The sequence below is a fragment of the Spongiactinospora sp. 9N601 genome (genome assembly GCF_044326295.1).
Taxonomy (GTDB): Bacteria; Actinomycetota; Actinomycetes; order Streptosporangiales; family Streptosporangiaceae; genus Spongiactinospora; species Spongiactinospora gelatinilytica.
Genome location: NZ_JBIRBB010000022.1, coordinates 100,079 through 121,990, shown reverse-complemented (window position 1 = coordinate 121,990; position 21,912 = coordinate 100,079). Strand labels below are relative to the sequence as shown.

Sequence of the window (21,912 nt, the reverse complement as noted above, 5' to 3'; positions counted from 1 at the left end):
CATTCAGGTTATCCCCACCGGATGACCACCGGACCCGGCCAGAGCGCCCTGCACGGGCCCGTAGGCGGTGACGGCGGCGCGGCAGACCGCGGAACCGGTGAGGGCGCGGGCCAGGTCGTCGGCCTTGGACTCCCCCGCGACGAGGAACGCGCAGCTCGGGCCGGAGCCCGAGACGATCGCACCGAGCGCGCCGCGTTCGCGTCCGGCGTCGAGGGTGGCGGCGAGCGAGGGGCGCAGCGCCACGGCGGCCTCTTGCAGGTCGTTGACCAGCTCCGCGCCGAGCGCGTCGGCGTCGCCGTCGCGCAGGGCCGCCATCAAGGCCTTGCTCTCCTGGGGCGGCGCGGGCCGCTCGCCGCGCGCTTCGCGCAGGCGGTCGCAGCGGGCGTAGACGGCGGGGGTGGACAGCCCGCCTTCGGCGAGCGCGAACACCCAGTGGAAGCGTCCGCCGGTCGGTACGGCGGTCAGCAGTTCGCCTCGGCCGGTGCCCACGGCGGTGCCGCCGAACAGCGCGAACGGCACGTCGCTGCCGATATCGGCGGCGATGTCGAGAAGGTCTTCCCGGGGCAGGCCGAGTTTCCACAGGTCGTTGCAGGCGACCAGCGCTCCGGCGGCGTCGGCGCTGCCGCCCGCCATGCCGCCCGCGACCGGGATCGATTTTCTGATGGTGAGCCGGGCGGCGACCGGCCGATCGGCGCGGGCCGCGAGTGCCCTGGCCGCCCTGATGGCGAGATTGTCCGGTCCGTCCGGTACCTGATCCGCTTCCTCACCCACGACCCGCACGGAGAAGGAATCCGCCGCGACGGCGGTGACGTGGTCGTGGATGGAGACGGCGTGGAAGACGTTCACCAGGTCGTGGTAGCCGTCATCGCGCAGCGGGCCCACCGCGAGTTGCAGGTTGACCTTGGCCGGCACTCGGACCGTCACGGAGTCCATCGGGGCGCTCGTCACTCCTCGACACGTTCCCGGCCGCGAAACCGTCATCCGGGCCGGGTCGTATGCTAGCGGCCCCCGCGTCCTCCGTGGGACTGATCGGCTCCGGGCTGGTCTGCTCTGGCATGGGCGCAGGCGCGGGCGCGGGCGCGGGACCGGTTTCGGCCTTGTGCCACAGTGGCGGGCCCAGCGGCGGCACGACGGGACGCAGTCCGGGCCGTACCGCGCCCCGGTAGCGGCGGCTGTAGTACGGCGAGGCGAGGTAGTCGGTCTTTCTGACCACGTCCCCGGTCTGCGGGGCGTGGACCATGACGCCGTCGTCGAGGTAGAGGCCGACGTGGTCGGGGTCGCCCCGGCGTTCGCCGAAGAAGACGAGGTCGCCGGGGCGCAGCCGTTTCTCGCGCACCCGGCGGCCCTGCCGGTATTGGGTGCCGGTGTAGTGGGCGATCCGGACACCGGCCTGCGCCCAGGCGTAGAGCGCGAGGCCGGAGCAGTCGAAGCCGACCGTGCCGCTGCCCCGGCCGATGCCCCGGGTGGCCCCTTCGGCCGAGCCGCCGCCCCAGGAGAACGGCATGCCCATCATGCTCAGCGCGGCGGTCGCGGCGAGCCGTCCCCGGGCACGCCGGGCCTCCCGCCGCGCGGTCCGCTCGGCCTGCGCGGCCTCTCCGGCGGCGTGCGCCTCGGTCCAGGCATGAGACTCGTACGGCATGACGGTGGCGTACGGGTCGGCGGCGGTGGGCGCCGGATCGACGGGCACGTGCAGCCACATCGCCGAGCCGACCGCCGCCACCTGCGTCCACACGAAACCAGGTGAGATCATCATGCGTCAGGTATTACCCCGCGAACGCGCCGTTTACAGGGAAACCGACAGACCGCAAATGCCTGCTCTTGTCAGGGAATACGCTGATCAATCAGGCAATGGACGGTGCTCGGCGACCCGTGCGAAATCGGTCACCGCCAGCCGTTCGCCCCGGCTCGACGGGTCCACTCCGGCCCGGCGCAACGCCTCCTCGGCCGCCGCCGCCGTACCGGCCCAGCCCGCGAGCGCGGCCCGCAGCGTCTTACGGCGCTGCGCGAACGCGGCGTCGATCACCGCGAAGACCTCCTCCCGGGAGGCCGTGGTCGCGGGCGGCTCGCGGCGGGTCAGCGCGACCAGGCCCGAGTCCACGTTGGGCACCGGCCAGAACACCGTACGCCCCACCGGCCCGGCCCTGCGCACGTCCGCGTACCAGGCCGCCTTGACCGACGGCACCCCGTACACCCGCGACCCGGGCGGCGCGGCCAGCCGGTCGGCCACCTCCGACTGGACCATCACCAGGCCCTTGCGCAACGACGGCAGCTCGGCCAGCAGGTGCAGCACGACCGGCACGGCGACGTTGTAGGGGAGGTTCGCGACCAGGGCGGTGGGCGGCGAACCGGGCAGCTCGGCCGCCGTCACCCGCAGCGCGTCGGCGGGCACCACGTCCAGCCGGCCGGCCAGCTCGGGCGCGCGGTCGGCGGCGGTACGCGGGAGCTGCGCGGCCAGCACGGGATCGATCTCCACGGCGATCACCCGGGCGGCCTCCGGCAGCAGCGCGAGCGTGAGCGAACCGAGCCCGGGACCGACCTCGATCACCACGTCGTCGCCGTCGAGCCCGGCGGTGCGCACGATGCGGCGCACGGTGCCGCCGTCGATCACGAAGTTCTGGCCGAGTCTCTTGGTGGGGCGCAGGTCCAGCCGCTCCGCCAATTCCCGGATTTCCACCGGCCCGAGAAGGGTCACGATTCCTCTCCCCATGTCATCCACCCAAGTGTCTCGCACCGAACAGACCAGGGTGGCCGCCGGAACCTGCACGAAAGGATCGAACGTGGATAACGTTGCCTCACGGGGACGCAGTGGTAACGACGACTCCACACCGGGAGCGAAGGCGAACATGACCATGGACCCTGGTGCGGAGGGGCCCGACCGGCCCGATCCCGCACGGCTCACCTCAACCGATCCGGAGACCATCGGTCCCTACAAGCTGGTCGGCCGTCTCGGCGAGGGCGGCATGGGCACGGTCTACCTGGCCACCGCGCCGACCGGACGGCTGGTCGCGGTGAAGGTGGTGAAGGCGGAGTACGCGGCCGAGCCGGGGTTCGCGGTCAGGTTCCACTCGGAGGTGGACAACGCGCGCAGGGTCGCCTCGTTCTGCACGGCCCAGGTGCTGGACAACGGCGACGACCGCGACGGCCGGCCGTACATGGTGACCGAGTACATCGAGGGCCTGCCGCTGTCCCGGCAGATCAGCCGGTACGGCGCGCTGGAGGCCGGCACGCTGCACGGCGTGGCGCTCGGGGTCGCCGCCGCGCTGGCGGCGATCCACGTCGCTGGCCTGGTACACCGCGACCTCAAACCGGCCAACGTGATCCTTTCCATCTCCGGTCCGCGCGTGATCGACTTCGGGATCTCCCGGGCGCTGGACCGCACCCACGGCATGACCCTGTCCGGCGAACTGATCGGCAGTCCGGGCTGGTGGGCCCCCGAGCAGGTACGCGGGGTGCCGATCACCCCGGCCGCCGACATCTTCGCCTGGGGCTGCCTGGTCGCGTACGCGGGCAACGGACGCCACCCGTTCGGCCACGGCGACGCCATCACGCTGGCCGGCCGGGTGCTGAACGGCCGGCCGGACCTCGGCGTACTGCCCGCCCCGCTGAACGACCTGGTACGGCGGGCCACCGACCCCGAACCGGAGCGGCGGCCGACCGCCCAGGAACTGGTGCTGGCCCTCCTGGGCGGCGGCATCACCGCGCCGCCGGCCGCCGTACCGCCCGCCCGGCAGGAGACGCTGGTCGCCGAGTCCTGGGAGCCGCCCGCCAACATCGGCGAGGACGCCACACAGACGCTCGCCGGTTTCGGCCTGGCCCCGGCCGCAGCCCCGGCCCCGGCCCCGGTAAAGGTGAAAGGCCGCAGCCGGGTGCTCATCGCCGCCGCTGCCGCCGTCGTCGCGCTCGCCGTGGCGGGGGCCGTCCTGGTGATCGCCGCGGCCCGTGACGATCCCCCGCCCGGCCGGGCCGCCCCGGCCGCCCAGGAGCGGGGGCCCGGCATCGGACGGCGGCTGCCGCTCGGCGCCCCGCTGACGGAACCGCAGCTCGTCATCCCGCGCCCGGCCCAGTGCGGCCTGACGGAGTACGCGGGCACGAGCCCGAAGCGCGGCCGGTTCTGCACGGTCCGGTGGATCCTGCTCAACACCGGCGGCGAACTCGTGCCGCTCGCCGCCGCCACGATGACGCTCTTCGACGACCGTGGCGCGGCCCACGACCCCGAGCCGGTCTCCGGCTCACTGCCCGCCGCCCTTCCCCCTGGCGCCCAGGTCACCGGAGTGCTCGTGTACGACCTTCCTCCAGCCCGCACGGCGGCCCGCCTGCGGGCCGCACTGATCGACGGCGACCCCCTCACGGTGGACCTCACATGACGAAGACCCTGCCCGCCACCCTCCCCCCGGGCGCACAGGCCGGCAACCTGCCCCCGGCCCGCACGGTGGACCTCCCATGACGAGAATGCTGCTCGCGGCCCTGCTGCTGGCCGCCCTCCCGATCCTGCCCGCGGGAGCACAGGCCGCGGACTGCGCCGCCGCTCAGCGCGACCATGACGGTGACGGCATCGACGACATCGCCATCGGCGATCCGTTCGCCGACGTGAAGGGCCTGGCGGGGGCGGGCGTGGTCCAGGTCGCGGCCGGGAGCCCCCGGGGCGGCGGGCCGGTGCCGGTGAGCGCGCCCGGCGCGGCGGCGGGCGACGCGTTCGGGTGGTCGGTGGCGATCGGCCGTTTCGACGCCGACCGATGCGCCGACCTGCTGGTGGGCGCGCCGTACGCGGACGTCGGCGGCATCCGCGACGCGGGCGCGGCCTACATCGTGTACGGCGGGTCGGGCCGCACCGACCGGATCACGGCCCGCGAACCTCAACTGGACGCGCACTTCGGCTGGTCCGTCGCCTACGGCCCGGACGGCGGCGGCGTGGCGGCCATCGGCGCGCCGCACGAGGACGACGACGGCGTCCACGACGCCGGAGCCACCTACCTCCTCCCCGCCGGCCGCCGTACCGCCCTGACCCGGATCACCCAGAACGGCCAGGGCGTGCCCGGCAACAGCGAGGCGGGCGACATGTTCGGCTGGTCGGTGGCCCTGGACCGGCTCACCGGCGACCCGGCCGGGGTGGACCTCGCGGTCGGCACGCCGCACGAGAACGAGGACGGCACGGGAAATCAGAACGGCCAGGGCCTCCTGGACACCGGCGCGCTGACGGTCGTCTTCGACCCGCTGAGCGGCGGGGGGAGCTACACGGGGGTGCGGTGGGGGCTCAACGAACTGCGCGGAGCGGGGGAACCGGTGCGTCCGGCGGCGGGTGACCGGTTCGGGTACGCGGTGGCCGCCTCAGGGGGCAGGCTCGCGGTGGGAGCGCCGCTGGCCGACGCGGGCGGGGTTCGTGACGCGGGTCTGGTACACGTCTTCGCGGCGGGGCTGAAGAAGGGCGTCACGGTCTTCAGGGGAGGCCATGGGGGTGAGGGGTTCGGTTTCTCGGTCGCGCTGAGCCCGGCGACGGCCTCGCCGGGCGAGGGCGTACGGCTGGCGGCCGGCATCCCGTACGCGGGCCCGGCCGGGCGCGGCGCGGTGTGGTTGGTCCCGCTGGCCGACCGGACGGCGGGCCGCCTGGTCACCTCCCCCGCCGCCGGCGGACGCCTCGGCTGGGCGGTGGCCTTCAGCGGCAACCGGCTCGCGACCGGCATACCGGATGCGGCCCCCGGCGGTTCGGTGGGCCTGCTGGGCCGCAACCAGGGGTCGCTCACCCCGATCACCCCGGCCCCCGGCACGTCCCCCGTCGACTTCGGCACAACCATCGCCGGCTGACCCACCACCAGAACCCGGCACCGGAGGCCCGCCGCCGACCCCAGCACAGCCATCGCCGACTCACCAGGCACCCGCACCGGACGCCATCGTCGACCTCGGCACAACCGGCGCGGGCTGACCCACCACCAGAACCCGGCAGCGGAAGCCCGCCGCCGGTCCCGGCACGGCCGTCGCCGACCCACCTGGCGCCCGCACTGGAAGCCGACCTCCTGGCAGCGGGAGATGGCCTTCGGCCATGGGCCGGTGTGCCGGATTACCAGGGGCCGAAGGCGGCCTCGCCGTTGGACTGGATCTGGGTGGCCAGGCGGTCGGCCGGGATCGACCGGATCTCGGCCAGGCAGCGCACGGTGAGCGGCAGCAGGTAAGGGGCGTTGGGCTTGCCCCGGTGCGGGACCGGCGGCAGGTAGGGGGCGTCGGTCTCGACCAGCAGCAGTTCGGCCGGGGCGATGGCGGCGGCCTCGCGCAGCGCCGCCGCGTTCTTGTAGGTGAGCGGCCCGGAGAAGGACATGTAGTAGCCCGCCCGCGCGCAGCGCTCGGCGAGGTCGGCGTCGCCGGAGAAGGAGTGGAACACCACCACGTCGGGCGCGCCCTGCTCGGCCAGCACCCGCAGCACGTCGTCGTGCGCGTCGCGGTCGTGGATCACCAGCGCCTTGCCCACCCGCTTGGCGATCTCGATGTGCGCGCGGAACGACGCGTGCTGGTCGGACTTGGCCGCCCAGTCGCGGTAGTAGTCGAGCCCGGTCTCGCCGACCGCCACCACCTGCGGCTCCCTGGCCAGCTCCTCGATGTCGGCCAGCACCTCGGGGGTGGCCTCGTGGGCGTCGTTGGGGTGAATGGCCACCGCCGCGCGGACGTCGCGGTGGACGGCCGCGGCGTCGGCGCACCAGCGGGAGGACGGCAGGTCGTAGCCGACCGTGATCAACCGGGTGACCCCGACCGCGGCGGCCTCGTCCAGGATGCGCTCGACGGTGGCCTTGGCCGCCTGCGCGGCCTGGGCCACCGGGTCGTGCGGCGAGGCCATCCGGTTGCCGACCATCACGTCAAGGTGGCAGTGGCTGTCGAACACGTGCGCCCCGAGCGGTGCGGGCGGTGGCGGAGGGGCTAGGTGAGCCCGGCCGCGGCCCATGGCTCAGCCGCCGCCCATCCGGGCCAGCTCATCGTCCACGACCTTGGGGTCCAGTTTTGGGAACAGCGGGGACGGCGGCGCGAGCGGGGTGCCCGGCGCGATCGGCCGGTGCTCCCAGCGGGCGGCCCCCGCATAGTCGCCGGTGATGATCGGGTAGTCGCGCCCGCCCTCCTCGCCGACCTCGCGGATCTCCGGCATCCCGGTCCAGACGCCCTCGCCGCCGAGCATGCCGTAGATCTTGTTGGAGGACGTCGGCAGGAACGGCGTCAGCATCGTCTTGACGTCGTCGACCACCTGGAGCGCGACGTGCAGGATGGACTGCTGCCGCGTGGGGTCGCCCTTGAGCTTCCACGGCTCCTGCTCGGCCAGGTAGCGGTTGGCGTCGCGGACCACGTCGAGCGCCTGGCTCGCCGCGTTCTTGAACCGGGACCTGGCCAGCTCCGCCCCGACCGGCGCGAAGGCGGCCTTGGAGGAGGCCAGCAGCGCCCGGTCGGCGTCGGTCAGGTCGCCCGCCCGGGGGACGGCCCCGAAGTTCTTAGCGGCCATCGAGATCGACCGGTTGACCAGGTTGCCCCAGGCCGCGACCAGCTCGCCGTTGTTGCGGTTGACGAAGTCGTTCCAGGTGAAGTCGGTGTCCTGGGACTCGGGCCCGGCCACCGCGATGTAGTAGCGCAGCGCGTCGGCGTCGTAGCGGGACAGGAAGTCGCGGACGTAGATGACGACCTGACGGGAGGAGGAGAACTTGCGGCCCTCCATGGTCAGGAACTCGCTGGAGACCACTTCGGAGGGCAGGCCGAGGCGGCCGAGCGAGCCGGGCTTGCCGTCCCTGGCGCCCTCGCCGTTGTAGCCGAGCAGGATGGCGGGCCAGATCTCGGCGTGGAAGACGATGTTGTCCTTGCCCATGAAGTAGTAGCCCTGGGCGTCGGGATTCTGCCACCACTGCCGCCAGGCGTCGGGGTCGCCGGAACGGCGGGCCCACTCCACCGACGCCGAAAGGTAGCCGATCACCGCGTCGAACCAGACGTAGAGCCGCTTGTCGTGGCGGTCGCGCCAGCCGTCGAGCGGGATGGGCACCCCCCAGTCGAGGTCGCGGCTGATCGCCCGGGGCTGGAGGTCGCCGAGCAGGTTGAGGGCGAACTTCAGCACGTTGGGCCGCCACTCGCCCTGCTTGGCCTGGAGGTAGGTGCCGAGCGCGTCGGCGAAGGCGGGCAGGTCGAGCATGAAGTGCTCGGTCTCCACGAACTTCGGCGTCTCGCCGTTGATCCGCGACTTGGGGTTGATCAGATCGACCGGGTCGAGCTGGTTGCCGCAGTTGTCGCACTGGTCGCCGCGTGCCCCGTCGTAACCGCAGATGGGGCAGGTGCCCTCGATGTAGCGGTCGGGCAGGGTGCGCCCGGTGGACGGGGAGATCGCCCCCATGGTGGTGCGGGGGAAGACGTATCCGTTGTCGTAGAGGCCCTTGAAGATCTCCTGCACGACCGCGTAGTGGTTGAGCGTCGTCGTGCGGGTGAACAGGTCGTAGGACAGGCCGAGCGCGGTGAGGTCTTCGGCGATCACCCGGTTGTACCGGTCGGCCAGCTCCCGGGCGCTCACGCCCTCCTTGTCGGCCTGCACCTGGATGGGCGTGCCGTGCTCGTCGGTCCCGCTGACCATCAGCACCTTGTTGCCCGCCATCCGCTGGTAGCGGCTGAAGACGTCGGAGGGCACGCCGAACCCGGAGACGTGCCCAATGTGCCTGGGCCCGTTGGCGTAGGGCCAGGCGACGGCGGTCAGGATGTGCTGGGACTGGGACATGTACTAAGCCTAGAGCCCCCGGGCCGTCCGCCCGAACCGGATTACGCCTTCGCCGGCGCGGATTCCCCCGCGACGCCCTCCGCGACGCCCTCCCCGACCTCGGCGACGTCTTCAGCGACCTCGGCGACGCCTTCTTTGGACACCTGCTCGGCGGCCTCCTCCGCGGCCGAGGCGGCGACGTCGATCGGGGTCTCCTTGGTGCGGCGGATGCCCAGGATGCTGATGAACAGCGCGGCGAACACCGTCTGAAGGCTCATGATGAGCGCGGTCGCCGAGGGCACCACCAGGCGCAGCGACTCGCGCGGGTCGAGTTCGCCGAAGCTGCGCACCTGCCAGTGGACCAGCGAGGCGACCAGGCCCGCCAGACCGGCCAGCGCCAGCAGGCCGCCGACCACCAGGCCGCGTTCCAGGGTGATCACATCGACCAGCCGTTTGATCCTGCGGTCTTCCGGCAGGAACCCCTCCTCGGCCGCGTACACCTTGGTGAACAAGGCGAACAGCACCGCCTGGAAGCCGATCACCACCATGGCCGACGCGCCGACCAGCGTGTCCACGTCGAAGGCCAGCTCGCCGATCCAGACCGGGCCGAACGCCAGCGCGGTGCCCGCCACCACGCCGAGCACCATCAGCGCGAGGCCGGGCAGGAAGAACAGCCAGCGCGGGCTGTAAAGGAGCAGGAAGCGCAGGTGGCGCCAGCCGTCCCGCCAGGAGCGCAGGTGCGGCGGGCGGGAGCGGCCGTCCGGGGACAGGGTGGTCGGCACCTCACGGACGTCGAGGCCCTGGAGGGTGGACTTGACGACCATCTCGCTGGCGAACTCCATGCCGCCGGTCTGGAGCCCCAGCCGGAGGATCGAGTCGCGGCGGAAGCCGCGCAGCCCGCAGTGGAAGTCACCGATCGCGGAGGGGAAGAACAGCCGCCCGACGAACGACAGCACCGGGTTGCCGAGGTAGCGGTGCAGCGGGGGCATCGCGCCGGGGGCGATGCCGCCCTTGAAGCGGTTGCCCATGACCAGGTCGGCTCCGTCGCGGAGCTGCTCCACAAAAGGGAGCAACGCGGTGAAGTCATAGGAGTCGTCGGCGTCACCCATGATCACGTAGCGCCCGCGTGCCGCCCGGATGCCGCCGATCAGCGCGTTGCCGTACCCCTTCTCCTCGACGTGGACGACACGCGCGCCCGCGTCTCTCGCAAGTTGCTGAGAACCGTCGGTACTGCCGTTGTCCGCGATCACGACCTCGCCGTCGATGTCGTGTTCGCGCATGCACGTCAGTGCTTTGCGTACGCAGGTCTCCACGGTCTCCGCCTCGTTCAGGCAGGGCATGACCACGGTCAGTTCCACGTCTCAACCCTTCGTTCGCGGCACGTGCAATTTCACTATGATGCCCTCTGACCGGCCGTGTCCGGGTCAAGACCGCCAAACGGCTGGCATCCTTTAACTCATGGTGGGCGTTGTTGAAAGGCCGCGGTTGAAGATGCCCGCGGTGGGCAGGGGCATGCGTCTGCTCGCCATACTGCGATGTCATCGATGGTTCGCGGCGGCGTTCGCGCTGGGCGGGCTGCTGCGCCTCGTCGCCATGCTCGGCTACCGGCCGGCGCTGTGGTTCAACGACTCCTACGAATATGTCTCGGTCGCGCTGCACCCCTACCGGCCGCACCCGATCCGCCCGAACGGCTACGGCTTCTACCTGATGGCGCTGGAGCCCGCGCACAGCTTCGGGTTCGTCGTCTTCACCCAGCACCTGATGGGGCTGGCCACCGCGGTGCTGGTCTACCTGTTGCTGCACCGCAGGTTCGGGCTGCCGGGCTGGGGGGCGACGCTGGCCGCGGTGCCGGTGCTCTTCGACGCGTACCAGATCCAGCTCGAACATCTGATCATGTCGGACGCGCTGTTCATCCTGCTGGTGGTCGGCGCGATCACGCTGGTGCTGTGGCACCGCCAGATGTCCTGGCGGATCGGCGCGGCGATCGGGCTGATGCTCGCGTTCACCGTGCTGACCCGCAGCATCGGGCTGGCCATCCTGGGCCTGGTCGTGGTCTACATGCTGATCAAGCGGGCCGGGTGGCGGCCGATCGCGGCCATGGTGCTGGCGTGCGCGGTGCCGGTGCTGGCCTACATGGGGTGGTTCGCGTCGACGTACGGCAAGTTCGGGATGACCAGCAGCGACGGGCCGATCCTCTACATGCGCACGGCGCTGTTCGCCGACTGCCACAAGATGGGCGTGGACAAGCGCGACCTCGATCTCGCGCTGCTGTGCATCGTCGTGCCGAAGGACAAACGAGGCATCTCCGGGCAGGGCTTCCTGTGGTGGAACCAGCAGGGGCAGAAGTTCCACATCTTCCCGGCGGGCAGCAAGTTCAGCGTCGAGATGAACGAGAACGCCAGCCGGTTCGCGATGCGCGCGATCACCTCGCAGCCCGGCGACTACCTGACGGTGGTGGCCCGCGACTTCTTCCGCGCGTTCCGCTGGGACCGCCCGGTCTACCCCGACGCCAACACCTACATGCAGTACGAGTTCCCCCGCGCCGAAAAACCGCTGCCCAACTGGGAGCTGTACCGCGGCCGGGCCGACTCCGACGCGTTCAAGTACGAGCACGGCTCGGCGGCCACCCGGATCGTCGCGCCGTGGGCCGACTTCATGCAGGGCTACCAGCGCGCGATCCATCTGCCCGGCATCGTGCTCGGCGCGGTCATGCTGATCGGCCTGTACGGCGCGGCGGTCCGCTGGCGCAAGCTGGGCGGCCCGGTCCTGCTGCCGTGGCTCGCCGCGGTGGGCCTGATCCTGGCCCCCGCGGCGAGCGCGGAGTTCGACTACCGCTACGTGCTGCCCGCCGTGCCGCTGGCGTTCCTGGCGGCGGGGATCACGCTGCGCCACGGCGTACGGCTGCCGCGCGCGCTGCGGCGGGCTAGTGGGCGACCCAGCTCTGCAACATCATCCGCGCCTGCCACTGCTGATACGTGATCAGCTCGCCGGTGAGCACCGGGTGCAGCCAGCCGAAGTTCACCACCACGAGCAGCGCGAACGCGCCGACCGCCGCCGCGCCGACGGCCTTGCGGCGGGGCGGCGCGTCCGCCGGGCCGATGATCAGGCCCGCGGCCAGCACCAGGGCCAGCACCATGAACGGCAGCATCGGGGCCATGTAGAAGTCGTACATCGTGCGGTTGTCGGCGACGGCGTAGTAGAACCACGGCAGCCACCCGGCGGCGAACGCGCCGAGCACCGCCCCGGCCCGCCAGTCCCGCGAGGCGACGTACCACGCGATCATGGCCAGCAGCGCGATGAGCGCGCCGAACCAGATGATCTGCGTCCCGGCCGCGTGGATGGCCTGCGAGCAGGGGCCCTCGCCGCACTTGCCGTCCGAGCCCTGGTAGTAGAACAGCACCGGGCGGATCAGCAGCGGCCACTCCCAGGGTTCGGAGGAGTAGTCGTGCTTGGTCTGAAGCCCGGTGTGGAAGTCGAGCACCGACATGTGGTAGCTCATCAGCGAGCGCACCGAGTCGAACAGCCAGTAGAACGGGCTGCCCTGCGAGGCGGCCTGCGCCCAGTTGCGGCCGTAGCCGTAGGGGGAGGCCAGCCAGCCGCTCCAGGTCATCAGGTAGGTGACGGCCGGGGCCAGCGCCATGGCGGTCAGCGCGGTCGGCACGTCGCGGCGCGCCACCCCCCGGTACGGCCGGCGCAGCCCGGCCGCCCGCCTGGCCCCCGCGTCCCACAGCAGCGACATGACCGCGAAGACGAGCAGGAACCAGATCCCCGACCATTTGACCGCGCAGGCCGCGCCCAGGCACAGCCCCGCCGCCAGCCGCCAGGGCCGCGGGCCCAGGTACGGCCCGTCCGGCGAGAGCGGGTTCGCGGCGCGCCAGGCGGCCAGTGCCTCCCTGGATCTGTCCCGATCGACCACCAGGCAGGCGAAACCGGCCAGCACCCAGAACATCAGGAAGATGTCCAGCAGCGCCGTGCGGCTGAGCACGAAGTGCATGCCGTCCAGGGACAGCAGCAGCCCGGCCAGGCAGCCGAGCAGCGTGGAGCGGGTCATCCGGCGGGCGACCCTGGCCAGGATGAAGATGGACAGCGCGCCGGCCAGCGCGGCGACGAACCGCCAGCCGAGCGGGGTCATCCCGTACAGTTGCTCGCCCGCGCCGATCATCCACTTGCCGAGCGGCGGGTGGGCCACGTACTCGGCGCACGGCGAGGCTTCGGGCGGCGTGCACCGCTCCCAGATGTTCAGGTCGCCACGCAGGATCATCTTGTCGGCGATGGGGTCGGTGACGGTGCCCAGTGCCTTGCGTTCGACGCCGAAGTTGACCAGGGCCCAGCCGCCCTTGGCGTAGTAGGTCTCGTCGAACATGAGCGAGTGCGGCAACGCGAGCCCGGCGAACCGCAGATAGGCGCCGAATAACGCGACACCGAGGGGGGCGATCCAGCCCCAGCGGTCGCCGCCCGGCAGGGGCGGTATGAGACGCCGGGGAGAGATGTGGGCGATAGACACGAAACGCACCCTATGTGGCGTTGATCGTTCAGGCACGGTGAACGACGTCGTAAAGCTCCCGTTTCGGGACGCCCGCCGCCTTGGCCACGTCGGCCACCGCCTGCTTGCGCGGCACGCCGGTCGCGGCCAGCCTGGCCACCTCGGCGGCGAGCGCGGCGAGGTCGGGCGGCCCGGCCGCGGCGGTGTGCCCGGCGACGACCAGGGTGATCTCGCCCTTGACGCCCGCCTGCGCCCATTCGGCCAGCTCGCCGAGCCCGCCCCGGCGTACCTCCTCGTAGGTCTTGGTCAGCTCCCGGCACACGGCGGCCGGGCGCTCCGGCCCGAACGCCTCCGCCATCGCGGCGAGCGTGGCCGCCAGCCGGTGCGGGGCCTCGAAGAACACCATCGTGCGCTCCTCGGCGGCCAGGGACGCAAGGCGCCTGGCCCGCTCCCCCGGCTTGCGCGGCGGGAAGCCCTCGAAGCAGAACCGGTCGCTGGGCAGCCCGGACACCGCCAGCGCGGTCGTCACCGCCGACGGGCCGGGCAGCGCCGTCACCGGTACGCCCGCCTCCACGGCGAGCCTGGTCAGCCGGTAGCCGGGGTCGGACACGCCCGGCATCCCCGCGTCGGTGATGACCAGCACGGTCGCGCCCGCGCGCAGCGACTCGACCAGCTCGGCGGCGCGTTCGGCCTCGTTGGCGTCGTAGTAGGACACCACCCGGCCGCCGATCTGCGCGCCCAGGTCGGCGGCGAGCCGGCGCAGCCGCCGGGTGTCCTCGGCTGCGACCACGTCGGCCCCGGCCAGCGCCTCGGCCAGGCGCGGCCCGACGTCTCCCACCCGCCCGATCGGCGCGCCGGCCAGCACCAGCTTCCCTAGCTCCGTCACGCCCCCTATCCTCGCAGGCCGTTCACCGCAGTCCGGAACGGACGAACGCGTCCAGCACCTGACGCTGCAACAGCACGTACACCACGAAGATCGGCAGGCAGGTCAGCCCGGCCGCGGCCATCAGCGCCCCCCAGTCGTCGCCCTCCGCGCCGAGGAAGGCGCGGATGCCGACCTGCACCACCGAGTCGGCGCGGCGCAGCACCAGGGCGGGCCAGAAGTACTCGTTCCAGGCGTTGACGAACATCAGGATCGCCAGCGCGGCCAGCGCGGGACGCAGATTGGGCACCACGACCGTCCACAGCGTCCCCCAGGAGGAGCGCCCGTCCATCCGGGCGGCGTCCAGCAGGTCCTTGGGGAAGGCGCGCATGTGCTGGTAGAGCATCAGCACGGCGAAGCCCCCGGTGACCTGCGGGACGATCACCGCGGCCAGCGTGTCCAGCCAGCCGAACTGGGACAGCGTGACGTAGTTGGGGATCATGCTGACCTGGATCGGCACCAGGAACGTGCAGGCGAACATCAGGAACACCAGCCGGTGCCCGGGAAAGCGCCAGCGGGTGAAGGCGTAGGCGGCGAACAGGCTGACCAGCAGTTGCCCCAGGGAGACCAGGGCGGCCATGACGAAGGTGTTGACCAGCATCCGGCCGATCGGGATGGTCTGCCACACGTATGCGTAGTTGCCGAAGGTCAGCGCGGCGGGCAGCGGCGACTGGTCGTACACGTCGGAGGCCGGGCGCAGCGAGGTGAGGTACATCCAGGCGATCGGGAAGACGCTCAGCGCGCTCACCACGGCCAGTACGGCATGGCCGGTCACCACCTGCCAGCGGGGCCGCCGTTCCAGCTTGTCCATCGGTGTCCCTAATCGTCGTAGAAGCTGAAGCGGTTGAGCAGGGCCAGGAACGCGGCGGCGACCACCCCGAACCCGGCGAAGAACAGCACCGCCGCCGCCGAGGCCACGCCGGTGTCGAAGTTGCGGAAGCCGAACTGCCACAGCAGGTAGTAGACATTGGTGGTGGCGGTGCCGGGCCCGCCCTGGGTGAACATGTCGATCAGCGGGAACGTCCACTGGGCCGACAGCAGCACCGTCATCAGCACCATGAACAGCAGCGACGGCGACAGCAGCGGCAGCGTGATCATCCGGGCGGCCTGCCAGCGGGAGGCCCCGTCCAGGGCCGCCGCCTGGCCGTACTCCGCGTTGATCCCGGCCAGGCCCGCCGACACGACCAGCATCGAAAAGCCGAGCAGTTGCCAACCGCTGATCAGGATCAGCGCGGCCAGCGCGGTGCCCGGCTGGCGGAACCAGTTCGGCCCGTCCGCCCCGAACACCCCGAAGAGCCGGTCCACCACGCCGCCCTCCGGGTGCAGCAGCCAGCGCCACACGGCGGCGGTGGCGACCGGCGCGACGAGCATCGGCACGAAGATCAGCGACCGGTACACGTCCCGGGCGCGGCCCCGCACGGCCCGGGTGAGCAGCGCGAACGCCACCGGCAGCAGCACTGAGAAGGGCAGCAGGCCGAGGGTGTACCAGAGCGTGTTCAGCAGCGCATCGCGCATCTCGGGCAGGCCGAGCACCTGGGCGTACTTGTCGAGGCCCGCCGGTACGGCGGGCGTCGTCGGCAACAGGTTCCAGTCGTAGAAGGAGAGCTGCACGGTCTGGGCGAGCGGCCGGTAGACCCACATCACCAGCCCGGCCACGGCGGGGACCAGGTAGAGGTAGGGCGGCAGCGCGCGGACCAGCCGCCGCGCCAGGCCCGGCCGGGCCGCCGCCACCGCCCCGGTGGTCCGGGGCGAGGCGGCGACCTCGACGAACATGCCGGTCAACACGGTCAACGCGGGTCAGCTCTGCGCGGCGGCGGCGGACTGGGCCATGTACTTCTCCAGTTGCTCGGCCGTGATCTCATAGAGCGGCTGCACGCTCTGCGGGCTCACCGGGACGACGGTGGCCACCGTGTGGTCCTCGTAGAGGTCCACACGGGTGAAGGTCGCGCCGGGCAGCCCGCGGAAGGCCCCCGCCGGGGCCAGGGTGTCGGAGCTGTAGGCGACGGCCCCCGCCACCCACACCGGCACCCCGGCCAGCGTGCCGGCGCTCGCGTGGTGGGCGTGCCCGGCCAGGATCATCCGGACGTCGCTGCCGCGCACGGCGTCGGCCAGTTCGGCGGCGCTGTTGAGGCCGACCATGTCGAGCAGCGCGAGCGGGGAGGGGATCGGCGGGTGGTGCAGCGCGACGATCGTTCCCGCGGGGGCGGGGGTGGCCAGCTCGGCGCGCAGCCAGTCGAGCTGGGCGGCGGACAGCTCGCCGTGGTGGTGGCCGGGGACGGTGCTGTCCAGCACGATGATCCGCAGGTCACCGGCCATGTGGACGTAATCGACCGCACCCTCTCCGGGCAGCAGCCCGGCCCGGAAGGCGATCCGCTCGTCGTGGTTGCCCATCGCGTAGAGGACCGGGCAGCCGATCCGCTCGGCGGCGGGCTCGACGAGTGCGCGCAGCCGCGCGTACGCCTCGGGCCGCCCGGTGTCGGCCAGGTCGCCGGTGAGCAGCAGGGCATCGGGCGAAAGGCCCGATTCCTGGAGGGCGGTCAGCACCGCGGCGACGTGCTGGATGGTGTCCTGGGAGCCGTGCAGCAGCTCCCCTTCGGGGACGATGTGGGTGTCACTGAGCTGGATGATCGTGTGCAGCGGGGTCGGCATGGCGCTTCCTTTCAGCGGTCGGTCAGGTGGGCGCGCAGGGTGGTGATCCGGTCGTCGGACACGCCGTGGTGGCGCAGGTAGCCGGGTACGTCGCCGTGGCGTTCCCGGATGCGGGCGAGGGTGCGGGTCATCTGCTCGGCCGGGCAGGCGAGGTGCAGTTTCATGACGGCCTCGTGCATGGCCCGCTCCAGGCCGAGCCCGGCGAGCCGCGTCCTGGCCTCCTCGGCGAACTCCTCGCCCAGGTAGTCGCCGGTCAGCGCGTAGTCCTCGGCGATCACCTCGTCCGGGACCCCGGCCACCGCCAGCGCGAGGGCGATGACCAGGCCGGTGCGGTCCTTGCCCGCGGTGCAGTGGACGAGGGCGGGCAGCGCGTCCGGACGGCCGAGCACGGCTATCGCGCGGGCCAGCGCCGCGCCGCGCTCGTCCACGATGTGGTCGTAGAGCGGGCCGAGTTCGACCTGCTCGGGGGGCGGGCCGCCGGCGAAGACGGGGATGTGCGCGACCTCCACGGAAAGGCCGTGCAGCGCGTCGGGGGCGGCCCGCCGTTCGCCGTCCTCGCGCAGGTCGATGACCGTGCGCAGGCCCGCGTCCGCGAGTTCGGCGGGGTCGGCGAGCCGGTGCAGGGCGTCGGCGCGGAACAGCGTACGCCAGCGGGTGACGCCGCCGCCGGCCGTCGGGTAGCCGCCGACGTCGCGCACGTTGTAGGTGCCGGCCAGCGGCAGGTGCCGGGAGTTCGTGATCGTCATGGCCGGCCCTTCGGGAGCAGTGCGGAGGCCCGGTCCTGCGCCTGGGCCATGGTGGCCTTGGGGTCCTTGCCGCGGTAGACGACCTCTTGGGCGGCCTTGTCCATCAGGTCGCGGATCTGGAGGTAGCTGGGGCCGGGGAAGGACACCCACGGCTCCAGCCGGTCGAGCTGGGCCAGGTTGGGGGCGAACAGCGGGTTCTTCTCGGCCCAGGACTTCAACCCCTTGGGGTCGTCGATCAGGCCGGTGCGCAGCGGCAGGTACCCGATCCTGCTGGAGATCAGCGTGTAGGCGCGGTCGCTGGTCAGGAACTTCATCAGCTCCCACGCGGCCCGTTGCTTGGCCGGGTCGGTGGCGAAGGTGAACAGCGCGGAGCCGGAGTTGGTCGGTACCGCCTCGCGGCCCTCGAAGCCCGGCATCGCGGCCGAGCCCAGCTTCCACTTGCCCGCGCTGGCCTGCTGCATCATCCCTTGCAGAGCGCTGGAGTTGAGCAGCATGCCGAGGTCGCCGCGGGCGAAGGACTCGGTGGCCTCGTTGGTGCCGAGGTCGGGGTGCGCGCCGGAGGTGACGAGGTCCTGCCACATCGCCAGCGCCTCGGTGGCCTGCGGGGCGGCGAACGTCAGCTCCTTGCCCGACTCCGCCAGCACCCGCCCGCCGTTGGAGCGGATGATCGCCTGGAGGCACCAGTCGGCCGCGCCCTGGCCGAGACAGCCGAGGTAGACGCCCTGTTTGCCGGACTTCTTCAGCGCCAGACCGGCCTCCTTGACCTCTTTCCAGGTCTTCGGGGGCTTGGCCGGGTCCAGCCCGGCCTTCTCGAACAGGTCGGCGTTGTAGAAGAGGGTGGGCGTGGAGAAGACGTACGGCACGCCGTAGGTCTTGCCGCCGAAGTCGGCCAGCGTCCGCGCCCGGGGGTGCATCGGGTGCCCGGCCTCGAAGTGCTCCTGCACGGCCTGCCTGCCGGCGACGTCCTCGATCGGCTTGGCGCGCAGGCCGTTGACGATGAAGTCCAGGTCGCCGAAGGTGAGCTGGGCCACGTCCGGCGGGGCGCCGGCCACGATCTGCTGCTGCACACCCGCGGTCAGGTTCTCGATCTGGCCTTGCGGGGGGCGCGCGGTGACGGTGATGTCCGGGTGCTGCTGCTGGAACTCCCTGACCAGTTGGGTGACCGTCTCGGTCCACACACCGGCCTGCATCAGGTTGTAGCTCTCGAAGGTGATCGACACCTTCTGTCCCGTCTTCAGCTCGGGCGCGGGGGCCCCGGCCGAGACCTGCTGCGCCGCCCCGGGCGGTCCGCCACAGGCGGCGAGCGTCGCCACGGCGAGCACGGCGAGCGTGCCTTTGATCCTTTTCACGGTGGTTCCTTCTTCCGAGGGGAGGTCAGGAGGCGAGGGCGGCCGGAACCGGTTCCTGGCGCCAGAGCAGGCGCTGGCCGCTCGCGCGGTCGAAGAGGTGGACGTGGGCGGCGTCGGCGGTCAGCGTGACCGGTTCGCCCGCGACGAACCCGGCGGGACGCGGGGCCCGTACGGCGACGCTCTGCCCGCCTGCCAGGCAGAGCGCGACCTCCTCGCTGCCCAGGTTCTCCACGGCGGTGATCGATCCGCGCAGGCCGGTCGCGCCGGGGCGCAGGTGCTCGGGGCGCACGCCGATCAGGACGTCGCGCGGCTCGGTCTCGCCCGGCCACAGCGGCAGTACGCCGCCGTCGGCGACGGCGCGCAGTTCCCCGGCGGCGCTCTCCACGCGGCCCGGGATGAGGTTCATCGGCGGCGAGCCGATGAAGGAGGCGACGAAGGACGTGGCGGGCCGGTCGTAGATCTCCTCGGGCGTACCGACCTGCTCGACCCGCCCGCCGTCCATCACCGCGATCCTGGTGGCCATGGTCATGGCCTCCACCTGGTCGTGGGTGACGTAGACGAAGGTCGCGCCGAGGCGGCGGTGCAGCGCGGCGAGTTCGGTCCTGGTCGCGGTGCGCAGCCGGGCGTCGAGGTTGGACAGCGGCTCGTCCATCAGGAACGCCTTGGGGTCGCGGACCAGCGCGCGGCCCACCGCGACGCGCTGGCGCTGACCGCCGGACAGTTCCTTGGGGCGGCGGGCGAGCAGCGGGGTCAGTTCCAGTTGCTCGGCGACCTCGGCGACGCGGCGGCGTACCGCCTCCTTGCGCACGCCGCGCACCCGCAGCGGGAAGCCGAGGTTCCTGGCGACGGACAGGTGCGGGTAGAGCGCGTAGCTCTGGAAGACCATCGCCACGTCGCGGCGTTTGGGCTGCTCGTAGGTGATGTCGGTGTCGTCGAGCAGGATGCGCCCGCCGCTCGGGGACAGCAGTCCCGCGATCATGCGCAGCAGCGTGGTCTTGCCACAGCCGCTCGGACCGAGCAGGACCAGGAACTCCCCGTGCTCGATGTCGAGCGTGACGTCGTCCACGGCGACGACGTCGCCGAAACGCCTGACCAGGCCGTCCAGCCGGATACGCGCCACGATGCCTCCACGTACTCTCGTTTCGGAGACATGACGATCTCCGTTACGTTGTTACATGGGGAGCGTGACGGAGCCAGGTGAACGCCTGGCGACACGATTTCGGTTGGACGCTAAACACATTCCGGACATAAGTCCGTTAGTGGGGCGGGATCAGCGCGGGCGGCGGGTCTCCACGACGTCGCCCAGCACCTCGTAGAGCGCGGCCTCCCTGGCGGCCTCCGCGCCGTCGCCCCCCTCACGGTGGCGGACCCGGCGGGCGACGGCCATCTCCAGCGCGTTGAGCAGCAGTACGTGCGCGATGCGGCTGGTCACGGCGTCCAGTTTGAGCGACAGATCGGGCAGCCCGACCACCAGGCTCACGTCCGCCAGGTCGCACAGCGGCGAACGCGCGAAGCTGGTCACCGCCACCACCGTGGCCCCCGCCGCCTTGGCCGCCGCGGCGGCGGCCAGCGACTGCTGGTTGACGCCGCTGTGGCTGACCACGACGCAGGCGTCGGCCGGGCTGAGCAGCCGGGCGGTCAGCGTCTGGGTGATCGCGTCGATCGGCGCCTCGGCCGGCCGCCCCGCGCACACGAACCGCAGCGCCGCGTCCTGCACCGGCGGATTGGACCCGCCGGCCCCGACCAGCAGCAGCCGCCGCGCGTCCGCGACGACCTCCACGGCGCGGTTCAGTTCGGACTCCTCCAGCGTCTCCAGCGCCGGTCCGAGCGAACCGGCCGCCGCCTTGAACACCGCGCTGACGATCCCGGCCGGCGCGTCCTCGGGCGGCTCGCTCGGCGCGCCGAGCTGCGCGGTGTCCCTGGCGAGCATCAGCCGCAGGTGCTGGAACCCCTTGAACCCCAGCGTCTTGCACGCCCGCACGACGGTCGCGGTGGACGTGCCCGCGGCGGCGGCCAGCTCGGCCACCGACCACTCGATCACCGCCGCCGGCCGTTCCAGGCACACCTCCGCGACCCGCCGCTCACTCGGCACCAGCGAAGGCAGCAGCGCCCGAATCCGCGCGGCGGCACCGCCGGGCACGAGTTCACCCTTGCTCACGCCTGGAAGCTACCGCACTCTTGTGCAATGAGTTCCGGGAAGGCATACGGCATGACGTTCTTCGGCGAACCTCCCTCCGGGAAGGACATCCCCGAGGACGAGATCCCCGGTCGGCTGCTGTTCGGCCGCACCCCCGCCCACGGCCCTCGGGCGGCGGTCTACGTGGACCAGATCAACGTCCACTCCACGGGGCTGGTGATCCACATGGAGTGCCGCACCCCCGGCGTGGAGGCCGATCTACAGCAGATGGTGCGCGGCGCGTTCCGCATCGGCGTCCGGGCGGGCGGACCGGCTCCGGTGATCGTGGAATACCGGGCGGCGGGCCGGGGAGACGCCCGTTCGATCGGTTACTGGGCGACGCCCCTGCCGGCCCCGGGCGAATGGCACCTGTTCGCGAGGTGGCCTGACCAGGGGATCGACCACTGCGAATGGCACATCCCCGCCGCCGCCTTCGAGGCGGCGAAACAGGAGATCCGGCCCCTTTGGGGGGCGTGAGCGTCAGGCGGTGAGCGTCAGGCGCTGTCCAGGGCGACGGCCTGGGTGATGTAGTCGCGCAGGGCGGCCGGGTCGATGTCCTCGGGCTTGGTGATCTTGACGTGGCGGGTGCGCTTGCCGACGCCCTTGAGCAGGCCGTGCGGGTCGGTGAACTCCGCGCCGCGGTCGAAGGCCAGCGTGAGGTGGGTCTTGGCGGCGCTGATGATCGCCAGGTTCCTGGTGCCCTTCCAGGCCAGGGAGCCGTAGGCGATCACTTCGCTGGCCTGCGGGGCGTGCTCGCGGACCAGGTCGCGCAGGGTCGCCACGAGGGGCCGGTGCTGCGGCTGGACCTTGGTCTGGACGTACTCCTCGATGGCGGCGGCACTCATGTCCTGTCCCTTCTCAGCTTCAAGAACTAGACGGTACAGTACTA

General features: G+C 72.1%; 20 protein-coding genes. 4 read left to right on the top strand and 16 right to left on the bottom strand.

Annotation, left to right across the window (positions count from 1 at the left end; all coding sequences use genetic code 11):
• Window positions 1–3: 3 nt before the first annotated feature.
• The 3 genes from ACH34R_RS38215 to rsmA all read right to left on the bottom strand — a co-directional run bounded on the left by ACH34R_RS38215 (window position 4) and on the right by rsmA (window position 2,707).
• Complete coding sequence (locus tag ACH34R_RS38215; RefSeq protein ID WP_397566478.1) at window positions 4–933, bottom strand: 4-(cytidine 5'-diphospho)-2-C-methyl-D-erythritol kinase; 930 nt, start codon at window positions 931–933, stop codon at window positions 4–6.
• On the bottom strand, window positions 863–1,753 hold the full coding sequence (locus ACH34R_RS38210; RefSeq protein WP_397566477.1) for an NlpC/P60 family protein: 891 nt from the start codon (window positions 1,751–1,753) through the stop codon (window positions 863–865). Before ACH34R_RS38210 ends, ACH34R_RS38215 begins: the two co-directional genes overlap by 71 nt.
• Before the next feature lie 84 nt (window positions 1,754–1,837).
• Window positions 1,838–2,707: a 16S rRNA (adenine(1518)-N(6)/adenine(1519)-N(6))-dimethyltransferase RsmA gene (gene rsmA, locus ACH34R_RS38205; protein ID WP_397566476.1), complete on the bottom strand. Its 870-nt coding sequence runs from the start codon at window positions 2,705–2,707 to the stop codon at window positions 1,838–1,840.
• Between the two features lie 136 nt (window positions 2,708–2,843).
• Between rsmA and ACH34R_RS38200 the strand changes: the two genes are divergently transcribed.
• Together ACH34R_RS38200 and ACH34R_RS38195 are read left to right on the top strand one after the other, a co-directional pair.
• On the top strand, window positions 2,844–4,364 hold the full coding sequence (locus ACH34R_RS38200) for a serine/threonine-protein kinase (protein ID WP_397566475.1): 1,521 nt from the start codon (window positions 2,844–2,846) through the stop codon (window positions 4,362–4,364).
• Window positions 4,365–4,440: 76 nt separating this feature from the next.
• Window positions 4,441–5,799 carry a hypothetical protein gene (locus ACH34R_RS38195; RefSeq protein ID WP_397566474.1) on the top strand — a complete coding sequence of 453 codons (1,359 nt, stop codon included), beginning with the start codon at window positions 4,441–4,443 and terminating at the stop codon, window positions 5,797–5,799.
• 253 nt (window positions 5,800–6,052) lie between these two features.
• Here ACH34R_RS38195 and ACH34R_RS38190 read toward each other — a convergent pair whose 3' ends face one another.
• The 3 genes from ACH34R_RS38190 to ACH34R_RS38180 are packed head-to-tail and all read right to left on the bottom strand — an operon-like array spanning window position 6,053 to window position 10,056.
• The gene (locus ACH34R_RS38190) at window positions 6,053–6,925 is read right to left on the bottom strand and encodes a TatD family hydrolase (protein ID WP_397566473.1); all 873 of its coding nucleotides are present in this window, start codon (window positions 6,923–6,925) and stop codon (window positions 6,053–6,055) included.
• A 3-nt stretch (window positions 6,926–6,928) separates the two neighbouring features.
• Window positions 6,929–8,719, bottom strand: coding sequence for a methionine--tRNA ligase (metG, locus tag ACH34R_RS38185; RefSeq protein ID WP_397566472.1), 1,791 nt, complete (start codon window positions 8,717–8,719; stop codon window positions 6,929–6,931).
• A gap of 41 nt (window positions 8,720–8,760) precedes the next feature.
• A complete protein-coding gene (locus ACH34R_RS38180; protein WP_397566471.1) occupies window positions 8,761–10,056 on the bottom strand; it encodes a glycosyltransferase in 1,296 nt (431 codons plus the stop codon).
• 100 nt (window positions 10,057–10,156) lie between these two features.
• Here ACH34R_RS38180 and ACH34R_RS38175 point away from each other — a divergent pair, with 100 nt between their 5' ends.
• Complete coding sequence (locus ACH34R_RS38175; protein WP_397566470.1) at window positions 10,157–11,677, top strand: hypothetical protein; 1,521 nt, start codon at window positions 10,157–10,159, stop codon at window positions 11,675–11,677.
• Here the strand turns inward: ACH34R_RS38175 and ACH34R_RS38170 are convergent.
• From ACH34R_RS38170 to ACH34R_RS38130, 9 genes are all read right to left on the bottom strand, one after another.
• The gene (locus tag ACH34R_RS38170; protein WP_397566469.1) at window positions 11,622–13,202 is read right to left on the bottom strand and encodes a dolichyl-phosphate-mannose--protein mannosyltransferase; all 1,581 of its coding nucleotides are present in this window, start codon (window positions 13,200–13,202) and stop codon (window positions 11,622–11,624) included. The two genes, ACH34R_RS38175 and ACH34R_RS38170, sit on opposite strands and share 56 nt — an antisense overlap.
• 28 nt (window positions 13,203–13,230) lie before the next feature.
• A complete protein-coding gene (gene rsmI, locus ACH34R_RS38165; protein WP_111168712.1) occupies window positions 13,231–14,067 on the bottom strand; it encodes a 16S rRNA (cytidine(1402)-2'-O)-methyltransferase in 837 nt (278 codons plus the stop codon).
• A 22-nt stretch (window positions 14,068–14,089) separates the two neighbouring features.
• Window positions 14,090–14,914 carry a carbohydrate ABC transporter permease gene (locus ACH34R_RS38160; RefSeq protein WP_397566468.1) on the bottom strand — a complete coding sequence of 275 codons (825 nt, stop codon included), beginning with the start codon at window positions 14,912–14,914 and terminating at the stop codon, window positions 14,090–14,092.
• Between the two features lie 8 nt (window positions 14,915–14,922).
• Window positions 14,923–15,888, bottom strand: a complete 966-nt coding sequence (locus ACH34R_RS38155) for a carbohydrate ABC transporter permease (RefSeq protein WP_397566518.1) — start codon at window positions 15,886–15,888, stop codon at window positions 14,923–14,925.
• Window positions 15,889–15,900: 12 nt separating this feature from the next.
• A complete protein-coding gene (locus ACH34R_RS38150) occupies window positions 15,901–16,752 on the bottom strand; it encodes a metallophosphoesterase (protein ID WP_397566467.1) in 852 nt (283 codons plus the stop codon).
• 11 nt (window positions 16,753–16,763) lie between these two features.
• Window positions 16,764–17,498 (bottom strand): tyrosine-protein phosphatase, encoded by a 735-nt coding sequence (locus tag ACH34R_RS38145; protein ID WP_397566466.1) that lies wholly within the window; start codon window positions 17,496–17,498, stop codon window positions 16,764–16,766.
• The gene (locus tag ACH34R_RS38140; protein ID WP_397566465.1) at window positions 17,495–18,847 is read right to left on the bottom strand and encodes an ABC transporter substrate-binding protein; all 1,353 of its coding nucleotides are present in this window, start codon (window positions 18,845–18,847) and stop codon (window positions 17,495–17,497) included. Before ACH34R_RS38140 ends, ACH34R_RS38145 begins: the two co-directional genes overlap by 4 nt.
• Window positions 18,848–18,872: 25 nt before the next feature.
• Window positions 18,873–19,967, bottom strand: a complete 1,095-nt coding sequence (locus tag ACH34R_RS38135; protein ID WP_397566464.1) for an ABC transporter ATP-binding protein — start codon at window positions 19,965–19,967, stop codon at window positions 18,873–18,875.
• 150 nt (window positions 19,968–20,117) lie between these two features.
• Window positions 20,118–21,005: a MurR/RpiR family transcriptional regulator gene (locus ACH34R_RS38130; protein ID WP_397566463.1), complete on the bottom strand. Its 888-nt coding sequence runs from the start codon at window positions 21,003–21,005 to the stop codon at window positions 20,118–20,120.
• 27 nt (window positions 21,006–21,032) lie between these two features.
• Here ACH34R_RS38130 and ACH34R_RS38125 point away from each other — a divergent pair, with 27 nt between their 5' ends.
• Window positions 21,033–21,500 (top strand): hypothetical protein, encoded by a 468-nt coding sequence (locus tag ACH34R_RS38125; RefSeq protein ID WP_397566462.1) that lies wholly within the window; start codon window positions 21,033–21,035, stop codon window positions 21,498–21,500.
• Between the two features lie 17 nt (window positions 21,501–21,517).
• On the opposite strand, the gene ACH34R_RS38120 is transcribed toward ACH34R_RS38125, so the two are convergent.
• A complete protein-coding gene (locus ACH34R_RS38120) occupies window positions 21,518–21,868 on the bottom strand; it encodes a DUF1801 domain-containing protein (RefSeq protein ID WP_397566461.1) in 351 nt (116 codons plus the stop codon).
• Between the last annotated feature and the right edge of the window lie 44 nt (window positions 21,869–21,912).

Bases quoted from the DNA above. Each gene is read 5' to 3' on its own strand.
- ACH34R_RS38190 (WP_397566473.1), bottom strand. From the start codon at position 6,925: ATGGGCCGCGGCCGGGCTCACCTAGCCCCTCCGCCACCGCCCGCACCG.
- ACH34R_RS38215 (WP_397566478.1), bottom strand. From the start codon at position 933: ATGGACTCCGTGACGGTCCGAGTGCCGGCCAAGGTCAACCTGCAACTC.
- ACH34R_RS38200 (WP_397566475.1), top strand. From the start codon at position 2,844: ATGACCATGGACCCTGGTGCGGAGGGGCCCGACCGGCCCGATCCCGCA.
- ACH34R_RS38175 (WP_397566470.1), top strand. From the start codon at position 10,157: ATGGTGGGCGTTGTTGAAAGGCCGCGGTTGAAGATGCCCGCGGTGGGC.
- rsmA (WP_397566476.1), bottom strand. From the start codon at position 2,707: ATGGGGAGAGGAATCGTGACCCTTCTCGGGCCGGTGGAAATCCGGGAA.
- ACH34R_RS38210 (WP_397566477.1), bottom strand. From the start codon at position 1,753: ATGATGATCTCACCTGGTTTCGTGTGGACGCAGGTGGCGGCGGTCGGC.
- ACH34R_RS38160 (WP_397566468.1), bottom strand. From the start codon at position 14,914: ATGGACAAGCTGGAACGGCGGCCCCGCTGGCAGGTGGTGACCGGCCAT.
- ACH34R_RS38150 (WP_397566467.1), bottom strand. From the start codon at position 16,752: ATGCCGACCCCGCTGCACACGATCATCCAGCTCAGTGACACCCACATC.
- ACH34R_RS38195 (WP_397566474.1), top strand. From the start codon at position 4,441: ATGACGAGAATGCTGCTCGCGGCCCTGCTGCTGGCCGCCCTCCCGATC.
- ACH34R_RS38120 (WP_397566461.1), bottom strand. From the start codon at position 21,868: ATGAGTGCCGCCGCCATCGAGGAGTACGTCCAGACCAAGGTCCAGCCG.
- ACH34R_RS38125 (WP_397566462.1), top strand. From the start codon at position 21,033: ATGAGTTCCGGGAAGGCATACGGCATGACGTTCTTCGGCGAACCTCCC.
- ACH34R_RS38145 (WP_397566466.1), bottom strand. From the start codon at position 17,498: ATGACGATCACGAACTCCCGGCACCTGCCGCTGGCCGGCACCTACAAC.
- metG (WP_397566472.1), bottom strand. From the start codon at position 8,719: ATGTCCCAGTCCCAGCACATCCTGACCGCCGTCGCCTGGCCCTACGCC.